The following is a 25,435-nucleotide window of genomic DNA, read 5'->3' on the forward strand; positions in this document are numbered from 1 at the left end:
ATTCTTGCTAATGGAAACTAACCGCACCGGTAGAAGATTCTGAAACGGAAATTGATTGCCTCAGAGAACCAAACCTTCCGGAAAGATGCTCTTTAGCTTATAGAGTGTCGCGTGATTTTACAGGACAATGCGGTATAACTGAAACAATCACAGTTTCGAACAGCCCGGTTTCGGGTACCAATGACATTCGATGTATGAAAACAACAACAATTGAGCACTCCGTATCAATGAGACCTGACCTGATAAAAGCCAGCCACATATTAGTTGTCGATGACGAACCTGATCTGTGTGAAATTCTCCAGTTCAACCTGGAAAGCGAAGGTTTTAACGTGGATACTGCTTTCTCAGCAGAAGAGGCACTCGAACTCCCAATCGAAAAATATGACCTGATTTTACTGGACGTGATGATGGGCGAAATTTCCGGTTTTAAGCTGGCCAACATACTGAGGAAGGATGAAAGACTAAAGGATATTCCCGTCATTTTTGTGACCGCCAAAACCACTGAAAACGATACTCTGACTGGATTTAATCTTGGGGCTGAAGATTACATTTCAAAACCCTTTTCTGTAAAGGAAGTCATCGCCCGTGTAAAAGTCGCACTCAGGCATGTAAAAGACCAGCGAGGTAAAAAACCTTCGGTTATCAACATCAGTAACCTGAACATATATCCGGAAGAGAAGAAATTGGTTATCAATGGCCACACCATCAACCTGACCAAAAAAGAGTTTGAAATTTTACTACTGCTTTGCAAGCATCCCGGAAAGGTTTTCACCCGGGAAGAAATACTAACCCAGATTTGGGAGCAGGAATCTTATATTTTGGATCGAACTGTTGATGTAAATATTACACGCCTGCGGAAAAAAATCGGAAACGACAGCAAGAAGATTGTAACCCGTCAGGGATACGGTTATTGTTTTGAACCTGACCGTTAAAAACGAAAGCACATACAGCGAAAAGAAAAAGGCGAATTCAACATCTGAATCCGCCTTTTTTATATCTGAAAAATCTTCGATTAGTTATCGTTCATCGACACCAGGAATTCTTCATTAGTCGATGTTTTCTGGAGACGATCTTTGAGGAATTGCATTGCCTCAACGGAATTCATATCGGTGAGGTAATTCCGCAGAATCCAGATTTTATCCAGTGCATATTTGTCAAGCAGCAAATCTTCGCGACGTGTGCTGGACGCGGTAATATCCACTGCCGGGAAAATACGACGGTTCGATAGTTTCCGGTCGAGCTGAAGCTCCATGTTACCGGTTCCCTTGAACTCCTCGAAAATCACATCGTCCATCTTCGATCCCGTTTCGGTAAGCGCAGTTGCCAGAATCGTCAGCGAACCACCTTCTTCAATATTACGGGCTGCACCAAAGAAACGCTTCGGTTTATGCAGTGCGTTAGCATCAACACCACCCGACAATACTTTACCGGATGCCGGCGCTACAGTGTTGTAAGCACGTGCCAGACGGGTTATCGAGTCAAGCAGAATTACCACATCGTGGCCACATTCCACCATTCTTTTTGCTTTTTCGAGTACCATATTGGCAACACGCACGTGGCGTTCAGCCGGCTCATCGAACGTCGATGAAATCACCTCGGCATTTACACTGCGGGCCATATCGGTTACCTCTTCCGGACGCTCATCAATCAGCAAAACAATCATGTAAACTTCCGGGTGATTACCGGCAATCGCGTTGGCAATCTCTTTCAGTAATACGGTTTTACCGGTTTTCGGCTGAGCTACAATCAAACCACGCTGTCCTTTACCTATCGGCGAGAACATATCTACGACCCGACTCGACAGACTTGAATAACCTTTTCCGGTAATGTTGAATTTTTCATCCGGGAAAAGCGGTGTCAGGTGATCAAACGGAACCCGGTCACGAATGAACTCAGGACTGCGACCGTTGATCTCAACCACTTTAATCAGCGGAAAATATTTTTCCCCCTCTTTCGGAGGACGAATCGCTCCCGTCACATTGTCTCCGGTTTTCAAACCGAAGAGTTTAATCTGCGACTGGGAAACGTAAATATCATCTGGTGAATTCAGGTAGTTATAGTCTGAAGAACGAAGGAAGCCATAACCATCCTGCATGATTTCGAGTACCCCTGAGGCTTGAATAATTCCGTCGAACTCAAATGTCTTTTCGTTGTCACGCTGGCGTCCTTGCTGGTTCTGATTGTTCCGATGTTGTGCAGGCGCCTGGTGCTGTTGTTGCTGTCCCTGATGCTGATATTTTGATGGTCTGCCTTGATCACGGTCGCCACGATCCCTGCGGGAATCATCTCTTCGTGAATCGTCTCTGCGAGAGTCATCTCTGCGTCCTCTGAGAGAATCCGATGGTCCAGAAAAACGATTGTCTTGCTGTCTCGGACTTTCAGTCGGTCGTTTGTCAGCCGGAGATCCATTTTCCTGATCCTTGCTTACCCTTGGGCGACGCGAACGGCGACGATCATTTTTATCGTCATTTTGTTTTGGACGTGGGCCTTCCTTAGCCGCGGGCGCAGCTTTCTTAACCGGAGGAGTAGTTTCAGCCGTTTTTTCTACAGGTGTAACTTTTTTCTCTGCTTCAACCTTATCTGTCTTGGGACTCTTTTTCGGGGCGGGTTTCTTTTCAGCCTTCTTGCCTTCTGAAGCAATGATGGCCTGTGTATCCAGTATTTTGTAGATAAGGTCTTGCTTCTTAAATGACTCAACTCTTTTAATTTTCAACTCCTTAGCAATATCCCGCAACTCGGGAACCAGTTTCTTGCTAAGCTCAAGAATGTCGTACATGTTATTATGATTTAACTTAACATAAAGCCCTGATTTCCCACTGAGTATAGATTTTGGGAAAGTGGCACATTAAAATTTCCTTATTGATTTATTGGAAGAAGAAAAAGGGACTTGTTTAGTAAAACGAATATCGAATTTTCTGCAATTATAAGTAAATGCTTTAAATTCACAAAGGTTCACGCAATTTTTTTCAATTATGCGCTATTATTCATTCATTTAAAAAAAGTTTACTTCTTCGCACATGCTTTTAAACAGCACAACAGGAAGCCAACGATTACGTTATAAGTTAAGAAATAAATCGCAATATGAATGACAATCTTTGATGAAAATCATTTTTTTGTATAAATTCACGTTCAATAACTTTAAACATCAACCATTATAACCCTTAGGCTTAATTGCCGTATATTCTAAAAAAACCAAAACTGAAATTGTTTCGTCAAAGTCTTACATTCACCTATGAGGCAGCTAAAAATAACAAAACAAGTAACCAACCGCGAAGCGTTATCGCTCGATAAGTACCTCCACGAGATAGGAAAGGTAGAATTACTAACAGCCGAAGAAGAAGTAACCCTGGCTAAACGTATCAAAAAAGGTGACCGAAAAGCACTGGAAAGACTCGTGAATGCCAACCTTCGATTCGTCGTTTCGGTATCTAAACAATACCAAAATCAGGGACTAAGCCTCCCCGATTTAATTAACGAAGGCAACCTTGGACTCATCAAAGCGGCGCAGCGTTTTGATGAAACCAGGGGATTTAAATTCATTTCCTACGCCGTTTGGTGGATACGTCAATCTATCCTTCAGGCATTAGCCGAACAGTCGCGAATTGTGCGTCTGCCGTTGAATAAGATCGGTTCGATTAACAAGATTAACAAAACATTTGCTCAACTCGAACAAGAGTTTCAACGTGAACCGTCGCCCGAAGAAGTAGCCAAAATTCTCGATTTGCATCCCAAAGTTGTGGAAGATTCCATGAATGCCAGCAACCATCATGTATCGATGGATGCTCCGCTGAAAGAGGATGAAAATACCGGCAATAACCTTTACGACATCATGTTCAGCCAGGACTCACCAAGTCCGGACAACAAGCTTGTTAGTGAGTCGTTGCGCGAAGAGATTGAGCGTTCGCTGGCAACGCTGGGTGAACGCGAAGCAGAGGTGCTCCGTTACTATTTTGGCTTGAACGGATACCGTCCGCACACGCTGGAAGAAATTGGACAGGAGTTCGATTTGACGCGGGAACGGGTTAGGCAAATCAAGGAAAAAGCCATTAAGAAATTGAAGAATCAGTACCGAAACCGGTTACTGAAATCCTATCTGGGGTAACCCGAAAAATATATTGAAAGCCGGTACTTACCGGCTTTTTTATTTCCCTGCAGATTTCAACTATATTTGTGATGCTTTCGAATTGATCGTTGGCTCTTCAACGTCAGCGAACAATCGTGCAAAAAATCCGTTAGCTACCATAGAAATTATTATTGAAAACTACATGGAAAAACTGATAGCACCTTCCATTTTGGCTTCCGATTTCACCCGTCTGGGAAAAGAAATTGAAATGTTGAACCAAAGCGACGCCGACTACATTCATTGCGATGTAATGGATGGTGTTTTTGTGCCCAATATCTCTTTCGGAATTCCGGTTATCGGGCAGGTTAATCAAATTGCTAAAAAGCCGCTGGATGTTCACTTGATGATTGTCGATCCCGACCGGTACATCAACGCATTTAAAAAAGCAGGTGCCGATACCCTTACGGTTCATTACGAAGCTTGCACACACCTGCACCGGACCGTTCAGGCCATTAAGGATGAAGGAATGCGTGCCAGTGTTTGCCTGAATCCGCACACACCGGTTCATTTGCTGGAGGACATTGTTCACGAACTCGACATGGTTCTGTTGATGTCGGTAAATCCGGGGTTTGGTGGACAGAAATTCATTGAACACACCTATCACAAAGTGGCTGAACTGCGACAACTGATCGAAAAAAGAAACGCCGATACGTTGATCGAAGTAGACGGTGGGGTGAACTACGAAACCGGTAAGAAACTATTCGAAGCAGGTGCCAACGTATTGGTGGCCGGAAGCTTTGTTTTCGGTTCCGACAATCCGAAGGAAACCATTCACAACCTGAAAAAATTATAAGCCGGATTTCCCTTTTCTTTTCCCGTAAACAAGGTTGACATCTCTGTAATATTTTGTAATTTTGTGTCCCGCATCTCGGGGCTGACTGGTTTTGACAGCGGGATGAAGAGGTGCGTAAGCATGCCGAGCATTGGAGGTTGGCTCGTAAATATCAATTTTCACACTCTTAATTGGCGAAAACAATTACGCTCTCGCAGCCTAATCGAAGTATAGTAGATAGGCATTTTCCGGCATAAGATGCCGGAACGAGACATCTCCCGGGTGCTAAAGTCCTGAGGCGGCCCGAACCGGAGGTGCAGAAAAATCGGGAATAGTGGGTGGCTCGCTCCGCGCTGCCTGCGAAATTAAAGGAGCTAAGGTGCCGGTTGGTGGCTTTGATCCTGCCGACACTCGAAAACCAAGTCAGAGCTAAGCATGTAGAAAGCGTATTGCTTCCTCGTTTGGACCGGGGTTCGATTCCCCGCAGCTCCACAAATAATTAACTGGGTATCCCGTTTGGGGGTACCTCTTTTTTTGCCCAATTTTTCGATTAGCTTATTTTCTGTTCCAGCTCCATTTCCGATTTTTCCCGGTAACGGGGAGCCACATATCCGCTTTTTATGCCTTCCGGCGAAAGCACTAACTGCCACAGCTGGTTACTGCGAGCCCGAAAAGCTCCGGCACACATCAACAGGTAATAGCGCCACATCCGGTAAAAACGTTCATCGTATCGCTCCTTTAACAGCGGCCAGCCTTTTTCAAAATTGTGATGCCACGCCATCAGTGTTTTATCGTAGTCGACACCGAAATTGTGCCAGTCCTCCATCACAAATAAATCTTCTGCCGCGGCTGTTATTTGCCTGGCTGAGGGCAGCATGGAATTCGGAAAAATATGTTTGGCTATCCAGGGATCGTTCCGGGTCACCGAACTGTTTCCACCAATGGTGTGCAACAGGAACAATCCCTCCGGCTTGAGCAGTTCCCGCACCTTTTTCATGTAAATCCGGTAATTCTTGTAGCCCACATGCTCGAACATCCCGATAGAAAAAATCCGATCGAATTTTTCATTCATGTCGCGGTAATCCTGTAGCCGGATGTCTACCGGTAAGCCCCGACAATATTCGCGCGCAAAATACGCCTGCTGTTCTGATACAGTTATCCCGACGACCTCAACACTATATCGTTCCGCTGCAAAACGAGCCGCACCTCCCCAACCGCAACCAATATCCAACACCTTCATTCCAGGTTTTAACTGCAACTTCCGGCAGACCAAATCGAGTTTGGCTTCCTGGGCCTCATCCACCGACGAAGCATCGGCCCAATAGCCACAACTGTATATCATGCGCTCATCCAACATGATTCGGAACAGATCGTTCCCCGTATCGTAGTGACGCTTGCCAATCTGAAAGGCCCGCGAAGGCTTTTGCAAATTAAAAATCCGTGCCACCAGGGCATCCCACCACCAGTCCCGTGCTTTGATTTTCTCACCGAGGCGGGCACGTACCAACCGTTCAAACAGTTCGTCCAATGCCTCACAGTCCCACCAACCGTCCATATAAGCCTCACCGGCTGCGAGCGAACCACCGGCCAAAATCCGGCGGTACAAACGTTCGTCATGTACTTGCATATCCCACCTGCGACCGCCGTTTAACCGAACATCAGCCATTTGCAATAAATCATTTAGCTTTTCCTGAAATCCTCTCCTTGCCATAGGCACCTCCATCTTTCGTTGAAAACTGTTTCAGCCTATCAAAAAAGCCGGTTTAACAAGTGGTATGAAACATACCACAGGCCGGTTTATCGTATTTATTCCAATACTTTATGGCTTCCGGTGTAGGTAACACGATAAGCAAACAACCTTTATCACTCAGAAAACGAATGGCATCCTCCGAGAAGTTCACTTGATCGTATTGCCCTGAACCGACCACCATCCGTTCGGCTCCTTCCTCATAGATTTCGCGGGCTTCTTCGAGTGATATCCGGTGCGAAGTTCCATATTTCTCTTTCGATAGCTTCTTTTTCCGCTTCTCGATAGTTCCGTCGAGGCGGATGACCACATCATGTTCGTAACGTTGTCCGTTAATAGCGATGCAGCCAAATTCTGTGTAGTCAATAACAGGCTTCATTCAGGTTGTAATTTTCGTTTGAGTCACTGTCAATGCTGTCTGTTGCATCAGGGGTATGCCGGGTTTTAGGATTCCGGCTTCAACTTCTATCCTATTCTTATCAGAATATACGAGGCGTCATCGCTGTTGTTTCCTTCCACTAAGCGATGTAATTCTTCCTTCGTTTTTTCCAGCTCCGGCAACTTCAGTGCATGGTAAAAAGTTTCACGGTTTTGCTCCATCACTCCATAGAAGCCATCGGAACAGATCAGAAACTGTTTGTCATACGCGACCTCTACAGGCCTGAAGTCTTCTGCCGACAAATAGTCGTGTCCCACCCAACGGGTAAGTATATTTGGCATTTCCGGTACATTATCATCTTCCGTCAGGCTCACCATATTTTTTTTACGGAAAGCATAAATCCGCGAATCGCCGATACTAACCATTTCGGGCAGGTGCGTTCCATTCGGAATAAAAAGAGCCGAGATCGTCGTACTGCCCGCAATGAATGTTTTGCGACAATGCAGGTAAGCCAGGTACAGTAACTGTCCCAGGCCTTCCTTTTCATTATCGAGCCACTCATGGTGGTGCCCGTCCAGAAACTCCATAAATGTTTCGATATAGCGATAACTCTCCGGGTAGGAACTAACACCATCGAAAATGACAAACATGTGGTATCCCGGTTCGTCCAGCACATATACACGATCCTGATTCCGTTCGCGCTGTTTTCCCTTTACCGAGCCGGAGATGTATAAAACCTTTCTTTCTTTGTCCAAACTTTTATGTTCTACTGACTTTCCCATTAGTACAAGTTACGGAGGCTTGGGGATACGACGCAACTCTGCCAGCCTGAAACTTTAATGATTTAATGTCATTTAACAGCATAAAAAATTTTATTAACAGCGATACATCATTCAGTTTTTCCACCTAAATTTGATAAAGCCGGCCTGACAAATTTTACGCTGAGGACCGGCATAATATGCCATCAACTATTATTCAATCATTTTAATTTTGGATAACCATGGTAAAAGAAAAAGCTCCGGATAAAAACCGACTTTCCAGGAAAGAACCGGAAATGAACCTGAAGGAAAAGCGAAGGGCAAAAAAGGCCAAGCGTGAGAAAAAGGATTTTTAAACGCTTTATCAGCCGGTTCTCCACCGGTTGAACCAACAAAAAAACCGCCCCGGTTGCCAAACGGCTCCGGGGCGACACAATTGAAGCAATTAGCTTCGACTAACCTGTTGTTTAAAAAGTTAAGAATTGAGCTTCTTTATTCTCAACACTCTGAATACCAAACCAAATTAAAAAAACTCAACCTTTTTATTTCATTAAATTTAGTCTGCAGTAACTATAAACGATAGTTATAAAAAAGTTAAGGCATTTTGGAGTAAAATACAATACATAATTTTCAATATTATTCTTTAGAATTTTCTTCCTTCCGATTATTTCACCAGTTGCCTCGAAACCAGATTTTTTCGTAACTTACCCTTACACTCAATGCAAACCAACTAACCAGCCCGAATACTCAAAACCATCCTTCAATCCCGGCACGTGCAACATGTATTTCCCCTTTTCGTTCGCACCCGGATGTAGCAGGCAGGTTCGCCTGAAAAAGAGCCGAACCCGACAAAAAAGACATCTAAATTACCAATCAATAAAGGAGGATTCATCATGCCTGCAAAAAAGTTAAAAGAGTACCTCGACAGCCACAACATCCATTACGAGACCATCAGCCATTCCATGGCATTCAACGCCCAGCGGGTGGCCGCAACCACTCACATTCCCGGAAAGGAGATGGCCAAAACCGTAGTGGTAAAAATCGATGGCGAAATGTCAATGGCCGTGCTGCCCGCATCGTTTAAGATCGACCTCGACCAGCTGAAAATTGCCACAGGAGCCCACTTGGTTGAACTGGCATCGGAAATGGAATTCAAAAGCCGTTTCCCCGACTGCGAACCTGGCGCTATGCCTCCGTTTGGCAACCTCTACGACATGCGCGTTTATGTAGCACACAGCCTTTCGGAAGATAAAATGATTGCGTTCAATGCCGGAACGCACATCGAACTGATTCGGATGGCTTACCGCGATTTCGACCGGCTGGTACATCCCACCGTGTTGAAATTCTCAAAACGTCCGATGGCCCATCATGCCTGACTTCGCTTTCCAAACAACCGAAAAAAGCCCTGTCGGAAACGACAGGGCTTTCGTTACTAAATTAACCACCAACAGGCAGCGAACTAATCGCTTGCCTGAAGTTTCTTCAGTTGCTTTTGCGGATAGGTTTCATTCGGTTTCAGTTGCAAGGCTTTCTGATAATAAAACCTTGCCACGGTAGGATTTTGTTGATGAAAGGCTGTATCCGCCTTGCGAATTTCTTCGTTGTATAGATTATCGATACTGCTCTGACGCGCCCCGGCAATAATGGAGGCAATTTCCTTTAAACGCTCGTCAGCTACGGTATCGGCTTTTATGCCAGCCGCCCGCCGGTAATAGAAACGCGCTACTGCATATTCGCCCTTATCAAAGGCATCATCAGCTTTTTCAATGGCGGCGGTAAATTGTCGGCGCTGTTCATCCGATTGCCAGTCCTGCATGGCCCGGTCAATCGCCTCGAGCTTCCGACGCGGGTATTTTTCCCAGGATTTAATATCCAGTGCTTTTCTGTAATTCAACCTTGCATTGGCATAATTTTCCTGCTGAAAACTTTTGTCGCCATTGGAAATAAAAGCCAGATATTTCTCCTGCATATCGGCCGTAATATGAGCAGCTATCAGTTTGTCACATTCGTTCACGCGGTCGCCGGCATACGTATCGCCGGGCTTTTCCTTCAGAGCCTCGAAGTAATAGAAACGGGCCCCCGACCACTCACCTCGCTTAAAGGCCTGGTCCGCCTGAGTAATCTGCTTCTGGTAATCGGCAGGAACATGCGTTGGCTCTGAGGCAACAGTATTAACAACCGATGGTGCTGAAGACTGGGAGGCTGAAGCCAGTTGTTGCTGATTCAGCATATGCTGTGCTTTCAAACCTTTTTCACGGGCAACCGAATCTTTTTTCAGACTATAGGCCTGACCGAAGAAATTAACAGCCTGTTCGTAGCTGCCAGCCGCAAAAGCCTGATCGCCCTGCTCCATCAAACTACGAAAATGCTCTTCTTTCGCTCTGGCCGCGGCCAATGCACGCCGTTGCTCCTGCTGATTTTTCAACAGCACCGAAGCCGAATCGCGAAGCGCGGTCACGGTTGCATCATCGGGCTTCATGCTCAATGCTTCATTAAAAATATCGACTGCCGAGCGATAGTTCTTCGCCTCCAGCTGCTGACTCCCGCGACTAACCGCATCCGTAAAAGCTGCAGCCAGCGAGGCATTTCGGGCAATCAAACGGTTGATTTCAGCAATCTGCTGCTGCGGTTTCTCGCTGTTCGGCAAAATTGTCAGCGCCTGCTGGTAAGCCAGCTTTGCATCGGGATATTTCTTCAGACCAAAAAGACTGTCGGCTTTGCTCATCGCCTGACTGAACGCTTTGTCTTTTGCTGCCGCTTCGGCGAACAATCGGGCTTTCTCATCAGCTATCGCCTGCAAACGCTCGTCGACCAAATTAATCTTGGCTTGCGCCAACGAATCACCAGGAATGAGATTTAACGCTTTCTGATAAGCACTTTTGGCATCATCAAACGATTTTGCGTTGAACCGGGTGTCGCCCTTGCTGATAAACATAGCATACTGCTGCCCGGCTACATCCGGTTTCTTTTCGTTTGATTTCACCTCTTTTTCAGCCTCACGAATCTTCTTTTTCAAATCGGAATCCCGCGGATCGAGATTTTTAGCCCGATCGACAGCAGCCATTGCCAGTGCCCATTGTCCCTGGGCCTGATATTCCTCTGCCCGCGCCAACTGAGCATCTACTTTTCGCTCGATATTTTCAGCGACAGCTTTTTCAATCTGCTTATTTATTTTTTTATCGCTGTAAATTGCTTCTGCCATAAATCCATCCACATCCTTCGAATAATGAATTTTAGCAATAGGCTTCCGACTGAATTCCGGATGTAATCCTTCGACGGCCGGATGAAGAGTCACCTGAAAACGGAACGGTTTGAAGTAGGGGTCAACAGACCAAACCTCTTCAGGCACAATCGTCGAGACTTCGAAAATTTTAGTGAAATAGCCTTCATACTGAAAGCCAACTAAGTACTTCTTCTGATAAGAGAGTGTGATGTGAAAATAGCCACGGTCATCGAGGTCAATTCCGGGCAGGGCTTTATTATCCGTCTCATTAAAAATGGTAATACGGATACCCTCCGAAACATTCCTATCCGTAGAGGCTCGTCCATCCAGAACAAATAAGTTCTTTTTCTGCGCTGTGGCTGTAGGGGGACCAAACAGGCATAGGACGGCCAACAAGATTAGTAAACGGGGTGTCATAAATCAGGTTTTTTAGCCGTATCCAAAAAGGAAAAAGCAAATTCACTTTTACGAAGATACGACTTTCCGATAACTTATACTGATTTCAAACAATAACAAGTCACATTTTCCGTTACGGGAGAAGCATTTCCAGAGGCTCATTTTCTTAAAAATTTCAACCAACAGACATCGGATTTTATAAAAAAAGATAACTTATTGCCCACAACCAGTAGCTCAACACGAAAAAACACTGATAACCAACCCAATAACACATCACAAAAAAGTGATGTCTCTCCTCAAAATAATACTCCAAAACTGAACATGCAATTGATTTTTAGCATAGCTTTGTTTTGATATTCAAGGCCACTGTCAGGCCCGTAACGAACTTAAATTGTGAGCAATGAATATACGACAGACACAAAAATCAACGCTAAAGAAAATTATTTTTATCCATGAAATCAGAAATGACCACTGCAAGGAGTACTGCTTCTGGTGAGAATACTCAGGTCGACTCACCGGACGCACCTGTCCCGCTCGTCGTAGCAGGACAACACCCCGACCAACTGGAAAGAATGAGCATTGTCCCGGACTTTCCCTACGACAAATCAGTTAATCAATTTATTAACCAATTTTATCCCACAGCCACCATCCGTGACTGGAACAATTGGAGCTGGCAACTGAAAAACAGCATCCGCACCTCGAAACAGTTAACGGATATTTTGGGAAAAACAGAAGGAGAACTCATCTCCTCCCTCCCCGAAAATCATCTGCCTTTTCAGATTACACCTTATTTCGCCAGTTTGCTGAGCAGATTGCCTGGCCGGCATCCGCTTTACCGGACCGTCATTCCTACAAAGGAAGAGTTAATTATGAGTCCGGGCGAAGTAGCCGACCCGCTTAACGAGACAGGTGATTCAGCTACCCGACTGATAGTTCACCGCTATCCCGACCGGGTATTATTCCTGGTTACAGGGTTTTGCTCGGCATATTGTCGTTATTGCACCCGTAGTCACATGGTTGCCAAACGACATAAAAGCCATGCCTCAACCCGTGAGTGGGATCTGGGCATTGAATATATTGCTCAGAATAAGCAAATACGTGACGTGCTGATTTCGGGAGGTGATCCCCTCACCTTGCCGGACTTCCGTCTGGAATATCTGCTGTCAAAACTTCGGGCGATTCCGCATGTGGAAATTATCCGAATCGGAACCAAAGTTCCGGTCGTGCTTCCTATGCGCGTCACCAACTCGCTTACGCGAATGCTGAAAAAATACCATCCGCTGATGATGAGTATTCATTTTGCTCATCCGGATGAACTTTCAGTGGAAACACAGGAAGCCTGTAACCGATTGGCCGATGCCGGCATTCCATTGGGCAGCCAAACGGTCTTACTGAAAGGCATTAACGATGAAGTGGAAACCTTCAAAAAGCTGAACCAGGGACTGCTCAAGGTTAGGGTGCGCCCCTACTATATTTATCAGTGTGACCCGATTCCAGGTTCTCTGCATTTTCGCACCCCGGTGAGCAAAGGACTGGAAATCATTCAGGGACTGCGCGGATATACATCAGGTTATGCAGTACCTCACTTCGTAATCGATGCACCCGGTGGAGGCGGTAAAATTCCGTTACTTCCAAATTATGTGCAGGCTATCGAAAACGGAGAAGTCGTACTGAGAAACTACGAAGGGAATACATACACCTACCCGGACATTGTTTAACATCCGCTAATAATCGAAAATGATTACAGTTGGTTTAACCTTCGATTTGAAGGATGATTACCGGCGCCTGGGATATTCAGAAGAAGCCATCGCCGAATTCGATTCAATCGAAACCATCGAAGCAATCGAGGAGAATCTGCGTGCGCTGGATTACCATACACTTCGTATCGGGAACCTGTTCGCTCTGGTACAATTTCTGGCCTCAGGCAAACGGTGTGACATTGTGTTCAATATTGCCGAAGGAATGCACGGCATTGCCCGCGAAGCCCAGATACCGGCGCTTCTGGATGCCTACCAGATTCCACATGTGTTCAGCTGTGCCTCGGTGATGAACCTGACACTTGATAAAGCATTGACCAAAATGGTGATTCGGGAGGCTGGCATCCCAACAGCTCCTTTCACTGTGATTCACCATGTAGAGGAGCTCGACGATGTGAATTTGCCTTTCCCGTTGTTTGTCAAACCGGTGGCTGAAGGCACTAGTAAAGGAATTGATGATTACTCACTAATTGACACACGGGAAAAATTACATTCGAGCTGTACATTTTTGCTAAATGCTTTCAATCAGCCGGTATTGCTGGAGACTTTCCTACCGGGAAGAGAATTCACGGTAGGCATTGTCGGTTCGGGCAAAAAAGCGCGTGCACTAGGTGTAATGGAAATTGTTTTCAATGATGCCTGCCCGGATAAGATCTATTCCTATTCGGTAAAAAAAGAATATGAAAAGTACGTGGCTTACCGGTTGGTCAACGACAAACTGGCAAAACAATGTGCGAAACTGGCCCTTGACGCATGGAACGAAATTGACGGTAAAGATGCCGGACGGGTTGATTTTAGAACCGACCGGAATGGCGTCCCGAACTTTGTGGAAGTAAACCCGTTGGCCGGACTCAATCCGACCTATTCGGATTTACCAATTCTGGCCCGGCTAAGCAATTATCCTTACCGGGAATTAATAGGAGAAATCATGCAATCGGCTCTTGGACGAGCTGGCATAAAAGAGGAAGCAAACGATGAATCAGGATACCAGACAAGTCATTATTCTGCATAATCCGCTTTCGCCCAATCCTACCGAAGATGAGCGGGACGTGTTGGACCAGGCTCATTTGGTAAAAGAAACGCTGAAAGAACTCGGGTACCATTCACAAAGGATGGAATTCAATTTGAATATTCCGTGGTTCATCGATGGTATTCGTAAAATCGACCCGGCATTCATCTTCAACCTGGTAGAAACCGTTGATGGAAGAGGAAAGTTGAGCTTCATGGCACCCGCAATTCTGGAATCCAGAGATATTCGGTTCTCCGGGTCTGGTTCAACGGCCATGTTTCTGACCACGGATAAAGTGACGACCAAGAAGATTTTACGTTCTGAACATATTGCCACTCCCGATTGGGCAACAACTAGCGAAGCCATCCAACCGGAAAAGGAATATATTCTGAAACCGATTTCGGAAGATGGTTCCGTCGGTATTACCGATGAGCTCATTTACATGGGAAACCGGATTGAGCACATCCCCGAAGATTGGTTTGCTGAAGAATTTATCCAGGGAAGAGAATTTAATGTCTCGGTTTTAGCTGGAGCAAGAGGTCCTGAAGTTCTTCCGCCGGCTGAAATGCGCTTCAGGAATTATACCGAGGAACGGCCACGGATTTTAGGCTACAAAGCCAAATGGGATACCGATTCATTCGAATATAAAAACACGGTCCGCTCTTTCGCATTCGAGGCGAAAGATACTTCGTTGCTGGCCGAACTGAAACGCATCAGTGCGCATTGCTGGTCAGCTTTTGGATTAAAAGGTTATGCGCGGGTCGATTTTCGGATTTCGAATGATGGAACTCCTTATGTCATCGAAATCAATGCCAACCCATGTATCTCGCCAGACAGTGGTTTTATCGCTGCCTGTGAACAGGCCGGACTTGGAAATACGGAAGTGATTAAACGAATTATAGATGATATCGACCGAAAATAAGACCATTACCTTTCGACAGGAGGCTCGCCCTTCGGATTACGATGCAGTGAAACGCATCCTTGCGTCAACGGGTTTTTTCCGTCAAGACGAGGTGGACGTGGCACTTGAACTCGTTCAGGAACGTCTCTCGCGAGGAGACGAAAGTGGTTATCATTTTTTCTTCGTGGATGTGGATGACGAAACCGTGGGGTATACTTGTTATGGCGAAATCCCGTGTACTATAAAAAATTATGATCTATACTGGATTGCTGTCGATTCGCGCCATCGTCGAGGCGGACTGGGGCAACAATTGCTTCATAAAACAGAAGACGCTATCCGGACATCCGCAGGGCGTTTCGTCTACATCGAAACATCGGGACGGGCACTATACCAGCCCACAGTGAAATTTTATCTCCGCATGGGTTATGAGCTGGTGGCGGAGCTCAAAGATTATTACGCTGTGGATGATAGCAAGCTGATTTTCAACAAACAATTATAGAAGCTGTGCGGTAGCAATCTTCCAGTTAGATATCGTACGTTACCATTCCAATGAGAAAGGACGGTCTTTCCGGGCCGTTCCCCATTTCTTGTTGGGTTTGTCTCCCAACTTCATCTCCAGCACGCCGCCTTTTACGATATCGGAATGCCGGATATAATTCTTGTGGTATTTTTTTCCGTTCAACTTCACCGATTGTATATACAGCTTACCAGATGACGCGCCCGGTGCCAGAATAGTAAACTTATTTCCGTTTTCGAGATTTAACGTGATTTTATCGAAAGCTGGTTTGAAAAGCACGTATTCCGGCACCGACGGACAAACCTGGTACAAGCCCATGCAACTAAAAACATACCACGCTGAAATCTGCCCGGCATCGTCATTGCCGCTTAAGCCGCCAGGCCCATTGCCGTACTCATCATGACGAATTTGTGCCACATGCTCCTGTGTTTTCCACGGTTGCCCGGAATAATTGTACAGAAACGGAATCTGGTGTCCCGGTTCATTTCCATGCCAGTATTGTCCTTTGGCAAAAAATTCATCGAGCTGTTGATTGAATGCCTCTTCACCGCCCATTAGTTTGATCAAACCGCCGATATCCTGCGGCACAAACCATGTATATTGCCAGGGCGTTCCTTCCGAGATAAAAGAAGCACTCTTTTCGCGGTCAAAATCTTTGCTCCAGGAACCATCGGCATGGCGCCCGCGAACACTTTTCACCGTCGAATCAAATACATTTTTATAATTCATTGACCGTTCCCGGAAGAGCTTTTTGTCCTTCTTTTCCCCCAACAAACCCGCAACCTGGCTCAGTGCAAAATCGTCATAAGCATATTCCAGCGTGCGCGAAACCTGTTCGCGGTGATGGTACGCATCTTTCACCTCATCTTCCAGCGGAATGTAGCCATATTTCAAATAGCTGGTCAGCGCCCTGCGACCTTTCCCGTTGATGTAGTCGGCCGAATCAGCCGGAGTCTCCATCGCATTTTTCCGAAGCAGTTCATAATCGTCATCCGTTAAATCGATGATGCCTTTCATGGCTGCGTCGGCCAAAGTTGCCACTGCATGGTCGCCAATCATCTCGGAAGTATAATTGTTCCAGGCCGGAAAGATCGGTAACCAACCGCCGCTGTAGCCTTTTTCCAGCAACGATTCCATCATATCATGACTCCGACCAGGCTGCAGTAAATCAAGCAACGGATGCTCAGCGCGGAAGGTATCCCACATCGAAAAGTCTCCATAATAAACAAAAGTCTTATCGGTTTCTGTCTGGTACTGCTTATCGAACTTTGGGAATGTACCACCGTCATCAGAAAACTGTCGCGGTAACAACATGGCATGATACAGGGCAGTATAGAACTTCTCTTTATCTCCGTCCGTGCCACCGGTCACATCGACCCGCTGCAGCACATGATTCCAGATTTGACGCCCTTCTCTCTGAACGTAGTCAAAACCGTGCTCACCAATTTCCATTTCCAGGTTATCTTCAGCGGCAGCGAAAGAAGTAAAAGACGCTCCTACTTTCAGACTGACTGGCTCACCGGCCGGTTGCGACAATTTAATCCACACACCGATGTTCTTTTCATCTTTCACGGTAGTAACCCCCGAAAGAACTGAGTCTCCTTTCCAAACGCCAAAATCAGTAATCTTTTCAGGAATCTTCACCACAAACCAGCCATTAAAACCGGCAGGTTCTCCCAGCCCCTGGTAAATACGATGGACCGGGTTATAGCACCTGATTTCATTTTTGACTGTATCCACTTCAACAAAACCCTGACCTTCGTCGGAGTTGGGATTAAACAGAATGTACTTGGCAGAGTCGGTCATCCAGGTAAATCGCAAAACAGAGGAGTGATTTTCGGCTGTTAGTTCTGCATTCACTTTATAGTCGTCGAGAAATACCTGGTAGTAATTGGCTTTGGCTGTTTCACGTTCGTGCGAAAAAGAAGAGGCTCTTTCTTTCACGTCCGGATTCACCTTTCCCGACAGGGGCATAATCGTCATACTGCCATAATCCTGCGTACAGGAGCCACTCATCCAGTGAGTACCCCGAAATCCCTGTATTTTGGTATCAGCATAATAGTACGGAGCCAGACAATGCGCCTCTGAAACACGCGTCTGTGGAGTCCATTGCGTCATCCCGAAAGGGAATCCAACACCGGGAATCACTTGTGCATGACTTGAACTGCCGCCACCAAATTTTTTTGACGAGGGTGTTGTGGCTTCACCAGTTCCGATTAACGGATTGACAAAGGCCGTCAGGTTGCCATGTTCCTCCTCAACAGCGTCATACGAAGGTGAATGGCAGGCGGTAAGCAAAAGCAGTGGTAAATATACCAGTACACGGGCAAGAATCATGGCGTTTCAGAAATAGGATTAGAGAATCGATGTTAAGCACTTTCAGCGACTGAATATAGAGAATTCCGGCCGAAACGCCTTAATTTCCTGCCGGTTTCCATACTCTTCTATCTTAAAATCCGCTTTAGTCTTTTCGGAAGAAAACAAAACCCGACTGGTCTACTGACAGTTACAACTCCTTAAAATGTGTATCCTCGACCTCCCGGCCTTGATATGTTTTCGGCTTACTACTTAATTTCCACGCCATGTATAACTCAGCTCCACCATAAATCATCATGAGTACACCAATAAAAGTCAGAATGTTTTTGGCACTGTCGAATGGATTTGCCAGCATCACACCGCCCGCAATAATCATCAAAACCGAGATGATAAAGTATATCCACGACCAGCCGTACTCATGACGGGCACTAAGAGCCGCCATCAACTGGAAAATGCCGATAAAGAGAAATCCGATTCCCAGTACGATGACAAATATTTTCACCATGGTTGCCGGAAGTGCTACAAACAGAATTCCGATAATGAGATTGAAAACGGCCTGTGTCATCAGCATATTCCGTCCGGAAGGGTTTTTACTTCTCAGAGCAAACAACAATGACACCAGGCCTCCTAAAAGGATAAGCAACCCGAAATAAATAACAATACTTTGCAACGTGATATTGGGAACAAATACTGCCAATCCACCGGCAATCAACGCTATGATTCCGCGAATAAGTGCGCCCCGGTAACTGCTAAACATACGATTCTGCATAGTTCAATTGATTTGATTACATACCATATTCTGCTTCTAAAAAATAGTAATTTCTTTCCGGAAGACCACTAAAGAATATGAAATTGAGGAAAAAGCACATGTAATTCCTTTTTAAAATTCATCTACTTTAGAAAAAATCTATATAAGTTGCCTTGTAAATGTAAAATTGAAGGACAATTTATGATATCACGAAGGAAATTTTTAGCGGGTTCGGTAGTAGCAACATCCGGATTGCTTCTCAATCAGAAAGTTTCCGCTGCAGCGGGAAAAATGGCTTCCTCAACATCGTTGAAAGGAAAACCTATCATCATTTCAACATGGAGACACGGGTTGCCGGCCAATGAGGTGGCAGCTAAAATCCTGGTAAAAGGTGGTTGTTCACTGGATGCAGTAGAAGCAGGTGCACGCGTTCCCGAAGCAGATCCAAACATCATGACAGTTGGTTTAGGCGGTTATCCCGATCGTGATGGTTACGTTACGCTGGATGCCTGCATTATGGACGAAAAAGGAAACGCAGGTTCCGTTACTTTTCTGCAAGATATCGTTCATCCGGTTTCGGTGGCCCGGAAAGTGATGGAAGATACTCCACATGTGATGCTTTCCGGTGAAGGCGCTCTTCAGTTTGCACTGGAAAAAGGATTCAAAAAACAAAATCTTCTTACCGATAAAGCGAAGGAAGCCTGGGAAGAGTGGAAAAAGAAATCGAAATACGAGCCGGTCATTAACATCGAGAACCACGATACCATATCCATGCTGGCCATTGATGCCAACGGCGACCTTTCCGGAGCCTGCACCACCAGTGGAGCAGCATTCAAGATGCATGGCCGCGTAGGCGATTCACCCATCATCGGAGCCGGTCTGTTCTGCGACAACGAAGTGGGTGGAGCTGCCTCGACCGGTATGGGCGAACTGGTCATGAAAACCGTCGGTAGTTTTCTTGTAGTGGAACTGATGAGAAACGGGATGAGTCCTCAAAAGGCGTGTGAAGAAGCCGTCCACCGAATCGCGAAAAAGATTCCGGGATATAAGAAGTTCCAAATCGGGTACATTGCGATTAACAAAGCAGGCGAAACAGGGGCCTATTGCATTCATCCGGGTTTCAACTATGCCTTGTGGAAAGATGGTCAAAATACCCTGACCGATGCAAAAAGTCTTTTTAGGAAATAAAAAAAAAGCGGCACTGTATGCTCATCCAGTGCCGCTTTTGTTACTGCTATAAACGTATATAAATGGGTTAACTCAGGGTCTTTAGTAAATTCCAGTGATTGTCTTTCATTCCATTGTAATCGAATATGGCGATGCCGGCAGCTCCATTCTTTTTCGCAAAATGAATGGCACTTTCCATTTCCGCATCTGTTTTAAAAGCCGGTAGAAAAAGACCCGAAACCAACTCTGCTTTTCCTTTCAAATCCCGTACACCTTTTCGCGTGGCTTTCCCTACCCAACGTGCATCTTCATTGTAAAAATTATTATAAATCATTGGGAAGAACATATCCAGGTTCCAATCATCCCACGACTGCCGACAAATGGTACGCGCCAAATCCGGATACGGAAAAACGGCTGCCGAAATCTTTTTTCCCTGCTGATGCACTTTTTCTGTCAACCGATTCACCAGACGGGTTATTCTATCGTAACGGAACTGCCGCCAATCTTTGCTCTTCGTCGGATCTTCCATCTCGTCCAAATCCTGGCCGTACTCATCTTTGAACTTTTGCTTGCAGGTATCGCAATAGCAGAAATCATACTCCGGGAATTCGTGATCCTGAACTAAGTTGTATTTGGGTTGAAGGCCAATCGGCAAAATTACATCCGGGTAGCGGATATAATCCAAATGAACGGCATCGACTCCATCAATTGCTGCCCGTGCCATCACCTGGCTTTCGATGTACTGATAAACCGCTTCCTGCGAAGGACACAGCCATTGGTAGTAATCGACATACGGCCGCTTTTCCAGGCATGAATATCCTTCGCGACTTACCTGGTACCATTCGGGATGTTTCTGCGCTTCCTTATCTCCCGGATGATTCATGGTGACATACCAGGCATGAAGCTGAAGTCCCAGCGACTTTGTAATAGGAGCCAGTCGTTTGAAATACTCCAAATCACCATTGGAACACACACCATCGAATCCGTATTCTTTGATTTTGGCATAAGTATCCTTGATCTGCTCGTCAGTCCAGTCACTCTTACCACCAATCCAAAGCCAAAGCTGATTTCCGTCTGTTTTCCTATGCTTAGGTTCAGCATTCCCGGCCAGCAATTGGTTACCCGAAAAGGTGACACCAGCTGCTACAGCCCCGATGGTTTTCAGAAAAGTTCGTTTGTCCATAGTTTATCGTTGGTTCGTTAATTATCACTCCATGTTCTTCCTTCCTGGTTAATGTGCCAATTCTTTCCCGAAAAGGGTGATTGAATAATCGCTTCATACATTTCGGGAGTCGTATATATTTTCACATTTAAAGAATCGGGCACTTCCCGAAGATCTGCAAGCTGGTTGACATCTGATGCATAACGATGATTGGCTGAGGCATACCTTCGTTGCGCATAGTAAACCTGTCGCAAAGCCCATTTCACATCTTCATCACGGTTCCATTTGAAGGACGTTTTCCCTTCTCCTGAAGGAATATCTGAAAACTGTACAAAGCCCCACATCTCCGGCAGGTGCATATTAATCACACCCTGCGGCGACCACACCCAGTTATCTTCCGGGTACGGAAAACCTGTTGCCGGATTTATTTTCTTCTGATATTTTCCATCAATCTTTTCAATTTGCCATTCCACGCGCGAGAAATTGACCCGCCATTGCACACCATCAGCCGGCCTGGCTTTCAATTCGGCGTAAGCACTTAACGGGAAAGCAATTTCGACTGTCCATTTTTTATCTTTATCAGATGTATCATTTATGGTTCCATCAACCGAAACAGCCGAAACGAGTCCTTTTAAATCGTAATTATTCAATACAAAATTGCGATCGCGGTATGGCTGCTCCAGCAATAAATCCCACACCGTATTCAGTGCATTCATTTCATACTCGGTATAGTTGTGCGTATCTCCATCGGGATCAATGAACACTTCGAAATCGTTGTCATGAAAAATGACAGCATCATGTTGTGTGATATTGGCCCAAACGTCGGGTTCTTCCAACTCGGCTGCCACGTATAGGAAATTGTCATCCCAAAGCATTTTGGCATGAGTACGAAACCTGGGAGTTGGTTGTGAACTACCTTCAATGTCCTGAAAATCTTCAGTCCATTCAGCATGTTGCCAGGCTTCCTCATTCAGTTTTCCATCGACTACAATTGGCTCTGACGCACGATAGCAAACATATTCTTTAGGATGAAACGAACGAACCGGACTCATGATCCTACTTTTTCGCTCTTGACTGGATTTGTTTCCCGCCAAAACATTACTGACGATGAGCAAAATGATGCCCACTCCGACCACGTATCGAATCACCTTGATGTTACTGTTCATACCAAATATTCTCACCTGTTCTCAGCAAAATGGTTCACATTCACTCAAATTTACATCAGGATTTTATTGAAATGGAAACTTTTAAAAAGTTTAATTACAAGAATATTTACTTTTTTAATTTTAATAAGAAGTATTGTTTATTTCCACCCGTGAGATGAAGGATTAAAACGACGTTTTTCGTAACTTATGGGTTGCGTTCCTTAATTCTTTCAATTAATTCATAATTAGTGTTATAAATCAAAAACATGGCATACCATTTGGAATTATAAACAAGAGAACGTGATGAATTAAAAACTTACATAATGATGAAAGGAAGAATCGTAGCATTATTGATGACATTAGCGTTGCTTGGAGCATCGGTTTATGCAGCAGAGAATCCTTCGAAACAGGATAAAAAGCAGAAACAGAAACAGCAAACGGAAAAGCTGGTGAACTCAAAACAGTTTCAGTTCACAGCGCGGCAAGCCATGCCCCTTGGCGGCAAAACCATAGACCTGACGACCAATCCAAATTTTGTCAGGTTTTATCCGGACAGTATTCAGGCTGATATGCCGTTCTTTGGACGGGCTTACAGCGTACCTTATGGTGGTTCGGGTGGAATAAAATTTGACGGCAAACCCAAAAAATTTACTATCACACCACAAAAGAAGGGTAAAGGCTATCTGATAGAGGCGACAGTAAACGACACAAACGATAGTTATTCGATGACACTTTCGGTAAGCAACAATGGTTACGGTACGCTTACCATAAACAGCAACAACCGCAATTCAATCAGTTATTACGGACATATCAGTGCGCTGGAAAATAAGGAGAGCAAGTAGCCCCTTGAAACAGGTAACCAAATGGGCCGCGAAGAAATATCGCTTCTTTACGGCCCATTTTTTATGCTGTTTGTTTGAAAAAAGAAGCTTGCGGTAAGCCAAATGTTTCCTAACTTTGCGACGTTGATTACGTCAGCAGACAGTTCGAAACCATCCTGTCTATAAACAAAACTAGGGCCCATCGAGAGAGAAGATTTCCCCTCCCTCTTCGAACAATATGTTCGGATGTTACCTTGTATGTTTATTGCTTTTTCAGGAATACGGTTTCCCACGTCTGATGATTTTGGAGAAATCTTATTGGTATCAGAATATGAAAAAAGCAATTGTCCTTTTATCCGGCGGCCTTGATTCATCGGTAGCTTTACACCTGGCCAAATCAAAGGGATTTGAAGTTTATGTGCTTTCGTTCGACTATGGCCAGCGCCACGAACGTGAGTTGCAAAGTGCCCGCGAGACAGCCCAGAGTGCCGGGGTAAAAGAACATCACATTGTCAATATGCGACTGGATTTATGGGGAGGCTCTGCGCTGACCGATCAATCCATCGAAGTTGAAAACGGCGACGTTACCCGCACCGATATTCCGGTTACTTATGTTCCGGCCCGGAACATGGTCTTTTTGTCGGTTGCTGCATCGTATGCGGAAGCCATTGGCGCCCGCGATATTTTTATCGGGGTTAGTCAGGTGGATTATTCCGGTTACGTCGATTGCCGCCAGGAATTCATCGATGCTATGGAAGCCGCCATTAATAAAGGGACGGTTTGCGGTGCCGAGATGGACGATCCCATTCATGTGCATGCCCCGTTTATCAATAAAACAAAAGCTGACGAAATCCGACTAGGAATGGAATTGGGCGTTGATTTTGGCCTCACCTGGTCATGCTACCGGGGTGGCGAAAAACCGTGTGGAACGTGTGACAGTTGTCTGCTTCGCGCGAAAGCGTTTGAAGAAGCCGGGTATACTGATCCGTTGTTGGAAAAATAAAAAAGCAGAGAGAGATGATTATCAGAAAAAAATTCCGGTTCGAAGGAGCCCATATTGTGCGTAATTGTTCATCGAAGCTGTGCCGCGAAAACATTCACGGCCATTCGTATGAAGTGGAAGTGTTCATTAAATCGAACAAGCTGGACAAAGGATTTATGGTCCTCGATTTCATCCTACTGAGTAAGGTGGGTGAATTCATCAATAGTTTCGACCACGCCTACTCGCTTTGGCAGGGAGAAAAGCCGGAAATCAAGGAAGCAGTCTATCAAATCAACCAGAGAGTTGCTGAAATTCCTGTTTCGCCTTCGGCGGAAGGCTACGCTCTGATGTTCCTGTACGTGATCGACAAAATCATCCGGAATACCGAAAAGAAAAACGGCGAAGGTGACATTCAGCTTCAATCGGTACGTGTTCACGAAACACAAACCGGTTATGCCGAAGCATTCACTGAAGATTTCGCACTGGTTGATTTTACGCTGGATGATATCAAGCTGAGCGAAGGAATCCGAACCGAATGGGACGACATGGATTGGTGGGAGGAATTGAAACAGCAGAAAATTTTCAAAAACACTCATCTCGAAAATTAATTTCGCATGGCTGCGTCACTTCTTTTGGTCAATAACGGCATTTTTCCCATTACCCGGGATGCTGAAGGCAAGGTGCTGGCAGATGTGCCGGCTACTGGTCTGCAACATCCGGGAACCATACAGGGTGAAGGAAAACTGGTGGGCACGGCCTCGCTTTTCATTCGTTTATCGGGATGCAACCTCCGTTGCATGTGGAATGTGCCGGGAGGTGGAGTGAGTGCCTGTGATACGCCGGACTCCTCGTTTGATGTGAGCAAAAACCGGTTGTGGAAGGTTGATGAAATCATCGAAACAGTAAGGCACAACCTTGGCAATATGCGCCATGTCGTGATTACCGGTGGAGAACCGACCATTCAGCACCGTTCATTAAAAGAGCTTTGCCGTCGGCTAAAAGAAGAGTTTAACGTTCATGTTACCATCGAAACCAACGGCACCCTATTCGACAAAGAGCTGGCCAGCCATATCGACCTGTTCAGCATTTCGCCAAAGCTCAGCGATTCGCTGGTGACCGAAGAGAAGCTGAAGCAGCTACCTCAACAACTGGCTGAAAAAGTAGCTGCAGCTCCTTCTCAGAAAACACCATGCCCGGACGTCATTCAGCAGTACATCGATGTGTGCCGGAATTCCGGAGGAGAAAAGGATTTTCAACTGAAGTTTGTGATGAGCGGATCCGAAAACACCGAATCTATTCACGAAGAAGTTCTGAATCATATTTCCGGCTGGAAACCTTCCGATATTCTGGCTATGCCGCTGGGAGGTAATCATCAGACGCTGGGGAAAACCAGCCTCCGGGTGCTCGAAACAGCCATTCAGCATGGCTGGCGTTATTGTCCGCGCATTCACATCGATCTGTTTGGCGACAAACCGGGTGTTTAATTCCAAAATTTCCTGAGCAAACTATTAC

22 protein-coding genes and 1 other RNA gene are annotated in these 25,435 nt (G+C 45.5%); 14 read left to right on the top strand and 9 right to left on the bottom strand.

What is annotated here, in order from left to right; genetic code table 11:
* Positions 1 to 194: 194 nt before the first annotated feature.
* Positions 195 to 932: a response regulator transcription factor gene (locus AC060N_RS15630; RefSeq protein ID WP_479524629.1), complete on the top strand. Its 738-nt coding sequence runs from the start codon at positions 195 to 197 to the stop codon at positions 930 to 932.
* 80 nt (positions 933 to 1,012) lie between these two features.
* Here the strand turns inward: AC060N_RS15630 and rho are convergent, their stop codons facing one another.
* The gene (rho, locus tag AC060N_RS15635) at positions 1,013 to 2,776 is read right to left on the bottom strand and encodes a transcription termination factor Rho (RefSeq protein WP_479524630.1); all 1,764 of its coding nucleotides are present in this window, start codon (positions 2,774 to 2,776) and stop codon (positions 1,013 to 1,015) included.
* Positions 2,777 to 3,232: 456 nt separating this feature from the next.
* Here rho and AC060N_RS15640 point away from each other — a divergent pair, with 456 nt between their 5' ends.
* The 3 genes from AC060N_RS15640 to ssrA all read left to right on the top strand — a co-directional run bounded on the left by AC060N_RS15640 (position 3,233) and on the right by ssrA (position 5,390).
* Complete coding sequence (locus AC060N_RS15640; protein WP_479524631.1) at positions 3,233 to 4,102, top strand: sigma-70 family RNA polymerase sigma factor; 870 nt, start codon at positions 3,233 to 3,235, stop codon at positions 4,100 to 4,102.
* A 163-nt stretch (positions 4,103 to 4,265) separates the two neighbouring features.
* Positions 4,266 to 4,916, top strand: a complete 651-nt coding sequence (gene rpe / locus AC060N_RS15645) for a ribulose-phosphate 3-epimerase (protein WP_479524632.1) — start codon at positions 4,266 to 4,268, stop codon at positions 4,914 to 4,916.
* Positions 4,917 to 4,993: 77 nt separating this feature from the next.
* Positions 4,994 to 5,390: a transfer-messenger RNA gene (gene ssrA / locus AC060N_RS15650) on the top strand.
* Between the two features lie 55 nt (positions 5,391 to 5,445).
* Here the strand turns inward: ssrA and cfa are convergent.
* From cfa to AC060N_RS15665, 3 genes are all read right to left on the bottom strand, one after another.
* Positions 5,446 to 6,606 carry a cyclopropane fatty acyl phospholipid synthase gene (gene cfa, locus AC060N_RS15655; RefSeq protein ID WP_479524633.1) on the bottom strand — a complete coding sequence of 387 codons (1,161 nt, stop codon included), beginning with the start codon at positions 6,604 to 6,606 and terminating at the stop codon, positions 5,446 to 5,448.
* 52 nt (positions 6,607 to 6,658) lie between these two features.
* The gene (locus AC060N_RS15660) at positions 6,659 to 7,021 is read right to left on the bottom strand and encodes an Mth938-like domain-containing protein (protein ID WP_479524634.1); all 363 of its coding nucleotides are present in this window, start codon (positions 7,019 to 7,021) and stop codon (positions 6,659 to 6,661) included.
* Positions 7,022 to 7,107: 86 nt separating this feature from the next.
* Positions 7,108 to 7,803 (bottom strand): PP2C family protein-serine/threonine phosphatase, encoded by a 696-nt coding sequence (locus AC060N_RS15665; RefSeq protein WP_479524635.1) that lies wholly within the window; start codon positions 7,801 to 7,803, stop codon positions 7,108 to 7,110.
* A gap of 869 nt (positions 7,804 to 8,672) precedes the next feature.
* Here AC060N_RS15665 and AC060N_RS15670 point away from each other — a divergent pair.
* Entirely contained in the window at positions 8,673 to 9,155 is a 483-nt protein-coding gene (locus AC060N_RS15670; RefSeq protein WP_479524636.1) for an aminoacyl-tRNA deacylase, read from the top strand.
* An 83-nt stretch (positions 9,156 to 9,238) separates the two neighbouring features.
* On the opposite strand, the gene AC060N_RS15675 is transcribed toward AC060N_RS15670, so the two are convergent.
* Positions 9,239 to 11,419, bottom strand: a complete 2,181-nt coding sequence (locus tag AC060N_RS15675) for a hypothetical protein (protein ID WP_479524637.1) — start codon at positions 11,417 to 11,419, stop codon at positions 9,239 to 9,241.
* A 431-nt stretch (positions 11,420 to 11,850) separates the two neighbouring features.
* Between AC060N_RS15675 and AC060N_RS15680 the strand changes: the two genes are divergently transcribed.
* The 4 genes from AC060N_RS15680 to AC060N_RS15695 are packed head-to-tail and all read left to right on the top strand — an operon-like array spanning position 11,851 to position 15,564.
* The gene (locus AC060N_RS15680; RefSeq protein ID WP_479524638.1) at positions 11,851 to 13,116 is read left to right on the top strand and encodes a KamA family radical SAM protein; all 1,266 of its coding nucleotides are present in this window, start codon (positions 11,851 to 11,853) and stop codon (positions 13,114 to 13,116) included.
* A 19-nt stretch (positions 13,117 to 13,135) separates the two neighbouring features.
* Positions 13,136 to 14,167, top strand: coding sequence for a D-alanine--D-alanine ligase family protein (locus tag AC060N_RS15685; protein ID WP_479524639.1), 1,032 nt, complete (start codon positions 13,136 to 13,138; stop codon positions 14,165 to 14,167).
* Entirely contained in the window at positions 14,130 to 15,086 is a 957-nt protein-coding gene (locus tag AC060N_RS15690; protein ID WP_479524640.1) for a D-alanine--D-alanine ligase family protein, read from the top strand. The genes AC060N_RS15685 and AC060N_RS15690 overlap by 38 nt, the downstream gene beginning before the upstream one ends.
* Positions 15,067 to 15,564: an N-acetyltransferase family protein gene (locus AC060N_RS15695; RefSeq protein WP_479524641.1), complete on the top strand. Its 498-nt coding sequence runs from the start codon at positions 15,067 to 15,069 to the stop codon at positions 15,562 to 15,564. The genes AC060N_RS15690 and AC060N_RS15695 overlap by 20 nt, the downstream gene beginning before the upstream one ends.
* 39 nt (positions 15,565 to 15,603) lie before the next feature.
* On the opposite strand, the gene AC060N_RS15700 is transcribed toward AC060N_RS15695, so the two are convergent.
* On the bottom strand, positions 15,604 to 17,919 hold the full coding sequence (locus AC060N_RS15700; RefSeq protein ID WP_479524642.1) for a GH92 family glycosyl hydrolase: 2,316 nt from the start codon (positions 17,917 to 17,919) through the stop codon (positions 15,604 to 15,606).
* 169 nt (positions 17,920 to 18,088) lie between these two features.
* Positions 18,089 to 18,667, bottom strand: a complete 579-nt coding sequence (locus AC060N_RS15705) for an HdeD family acid-resistance protein (RefSeq protein WP_479524643.1) — start codon at positions 18,665 to 18,667, stop codon at positions 18,089 to 18,091.
* Positions 18,668 to 18,847: 180 nt separating this feature from the next.
* Here AC060N_RS15705 and AC060N_RS15710 point away from each other — a divergent pair, with 180 nt between their 5' ends.
* Positions 18,848 to 19,834: an isoaspartyl peptidase/L-asparaginase family protein gene (locus AC060N_RS15710; protein ID WP_479524644.1), complete on the top strand. Its 987-nt coding sequence runs from the start codon at positions 18,848 to 18,850 to the stop codon at positions 19,832 to 19,834.
* A gap of 67 nt (positions 19,835 to 19,901) precedes the next feature.
* Here the strand turns inward: AC060N_RS15710 and AC060N_RS15715 are convergent, their stop codons facing one another.
* Positions 19,902 to 20,996: a glycoside hydrolase family protein gene (locus AC060N_RS15715; protein WP_479524645.1), complete on the bottom strand. Its 1,095-nt coding sequence runs from the start codon at positions 20,994 to 20,996 to the stop codon at positions 19,902 to 19,904.
* A gap of 17 nt (positions 20,997 to 21,013) precedes the next feature.
* The gene (locus AC060N_RS15720; RefSeq protein ID WP_479524646.1) at positions 21,014 to 22,141 is read right to left on the bottom strand and encodes a carbohydrate-binding family 9-like protein; all 1,128 of its coding nucleotides are present in this window, start codon (positions 22,139 to 22,141) and stop codon (positions 21,014 to 21,016) included.
* A 302-nt stretch (positions 22,142 to 22,443) separates the two neighbouring features.
* On the opposite strand from AC060N_RS15720, the gene AC060N_RS15725 reads away from it, so the two are divergent.
* From AC060N_RS15725 to AC060N_RS15740, 4 genes are all read left to right on the top strand, one after another.
* Entirely contained in the window at positions 22,444 to 22,962 is a 519-nt protein-coding gene (locus AC060N_RS15725) for a DUF4251 domain-containing protein (RefSeq protein WP_479524647.1), read from the top strand.
* Positions 22,963 to 23,272: 310 nt separating this feature from the next.
* Positions 23,273 to 23,944: a 7-cyano-7-deazaguanine synthase QueC gene (gene queC, locus AC060N_RS15730; RefSeq protein ID WP_479524648.1), complete on the top strand. Its 672-nt coding sequence runs from the start codon at positions 23,273 to 23,275 to the stop codon at positions 23,942 to 23,944.
* 14 nt (positions 23,945 to 23,958) lie between these two features.
* Positions 23,959 to 24,531: a 6-pyruvoyl trahydropterin synthase family protein gene (locus AC060N_RS15735; protein WP_479524649.1), complete on the top strand. Its 573-nt coding sequence runs from the start codon at positions 23,959 to 23,961 to the stop codon at positions 24,529 to 24,531.
* 6 nt (positions 24,532 to 24,537) lie between these two features.
* Positions 24,538 to 25,407 carry a 7-carboxy-7-deazaguanine synthase QueE gene (locus tag AC060N_RS15740; protein WP_479524650.1) on the top strand — a complete coding sequence of 290 codons (870 nt, stop codon included), beginning with the start codon at positions 24,538 to 24,540 and terminating at the stop codon, positions 25,405 to 25,407.
* Positions 25,408 to 25,435: the final 28 nt, after the last annotated feature.

Source organism: Prolixibacter sp. DSM 2831 (assembly GCF_056493735.1).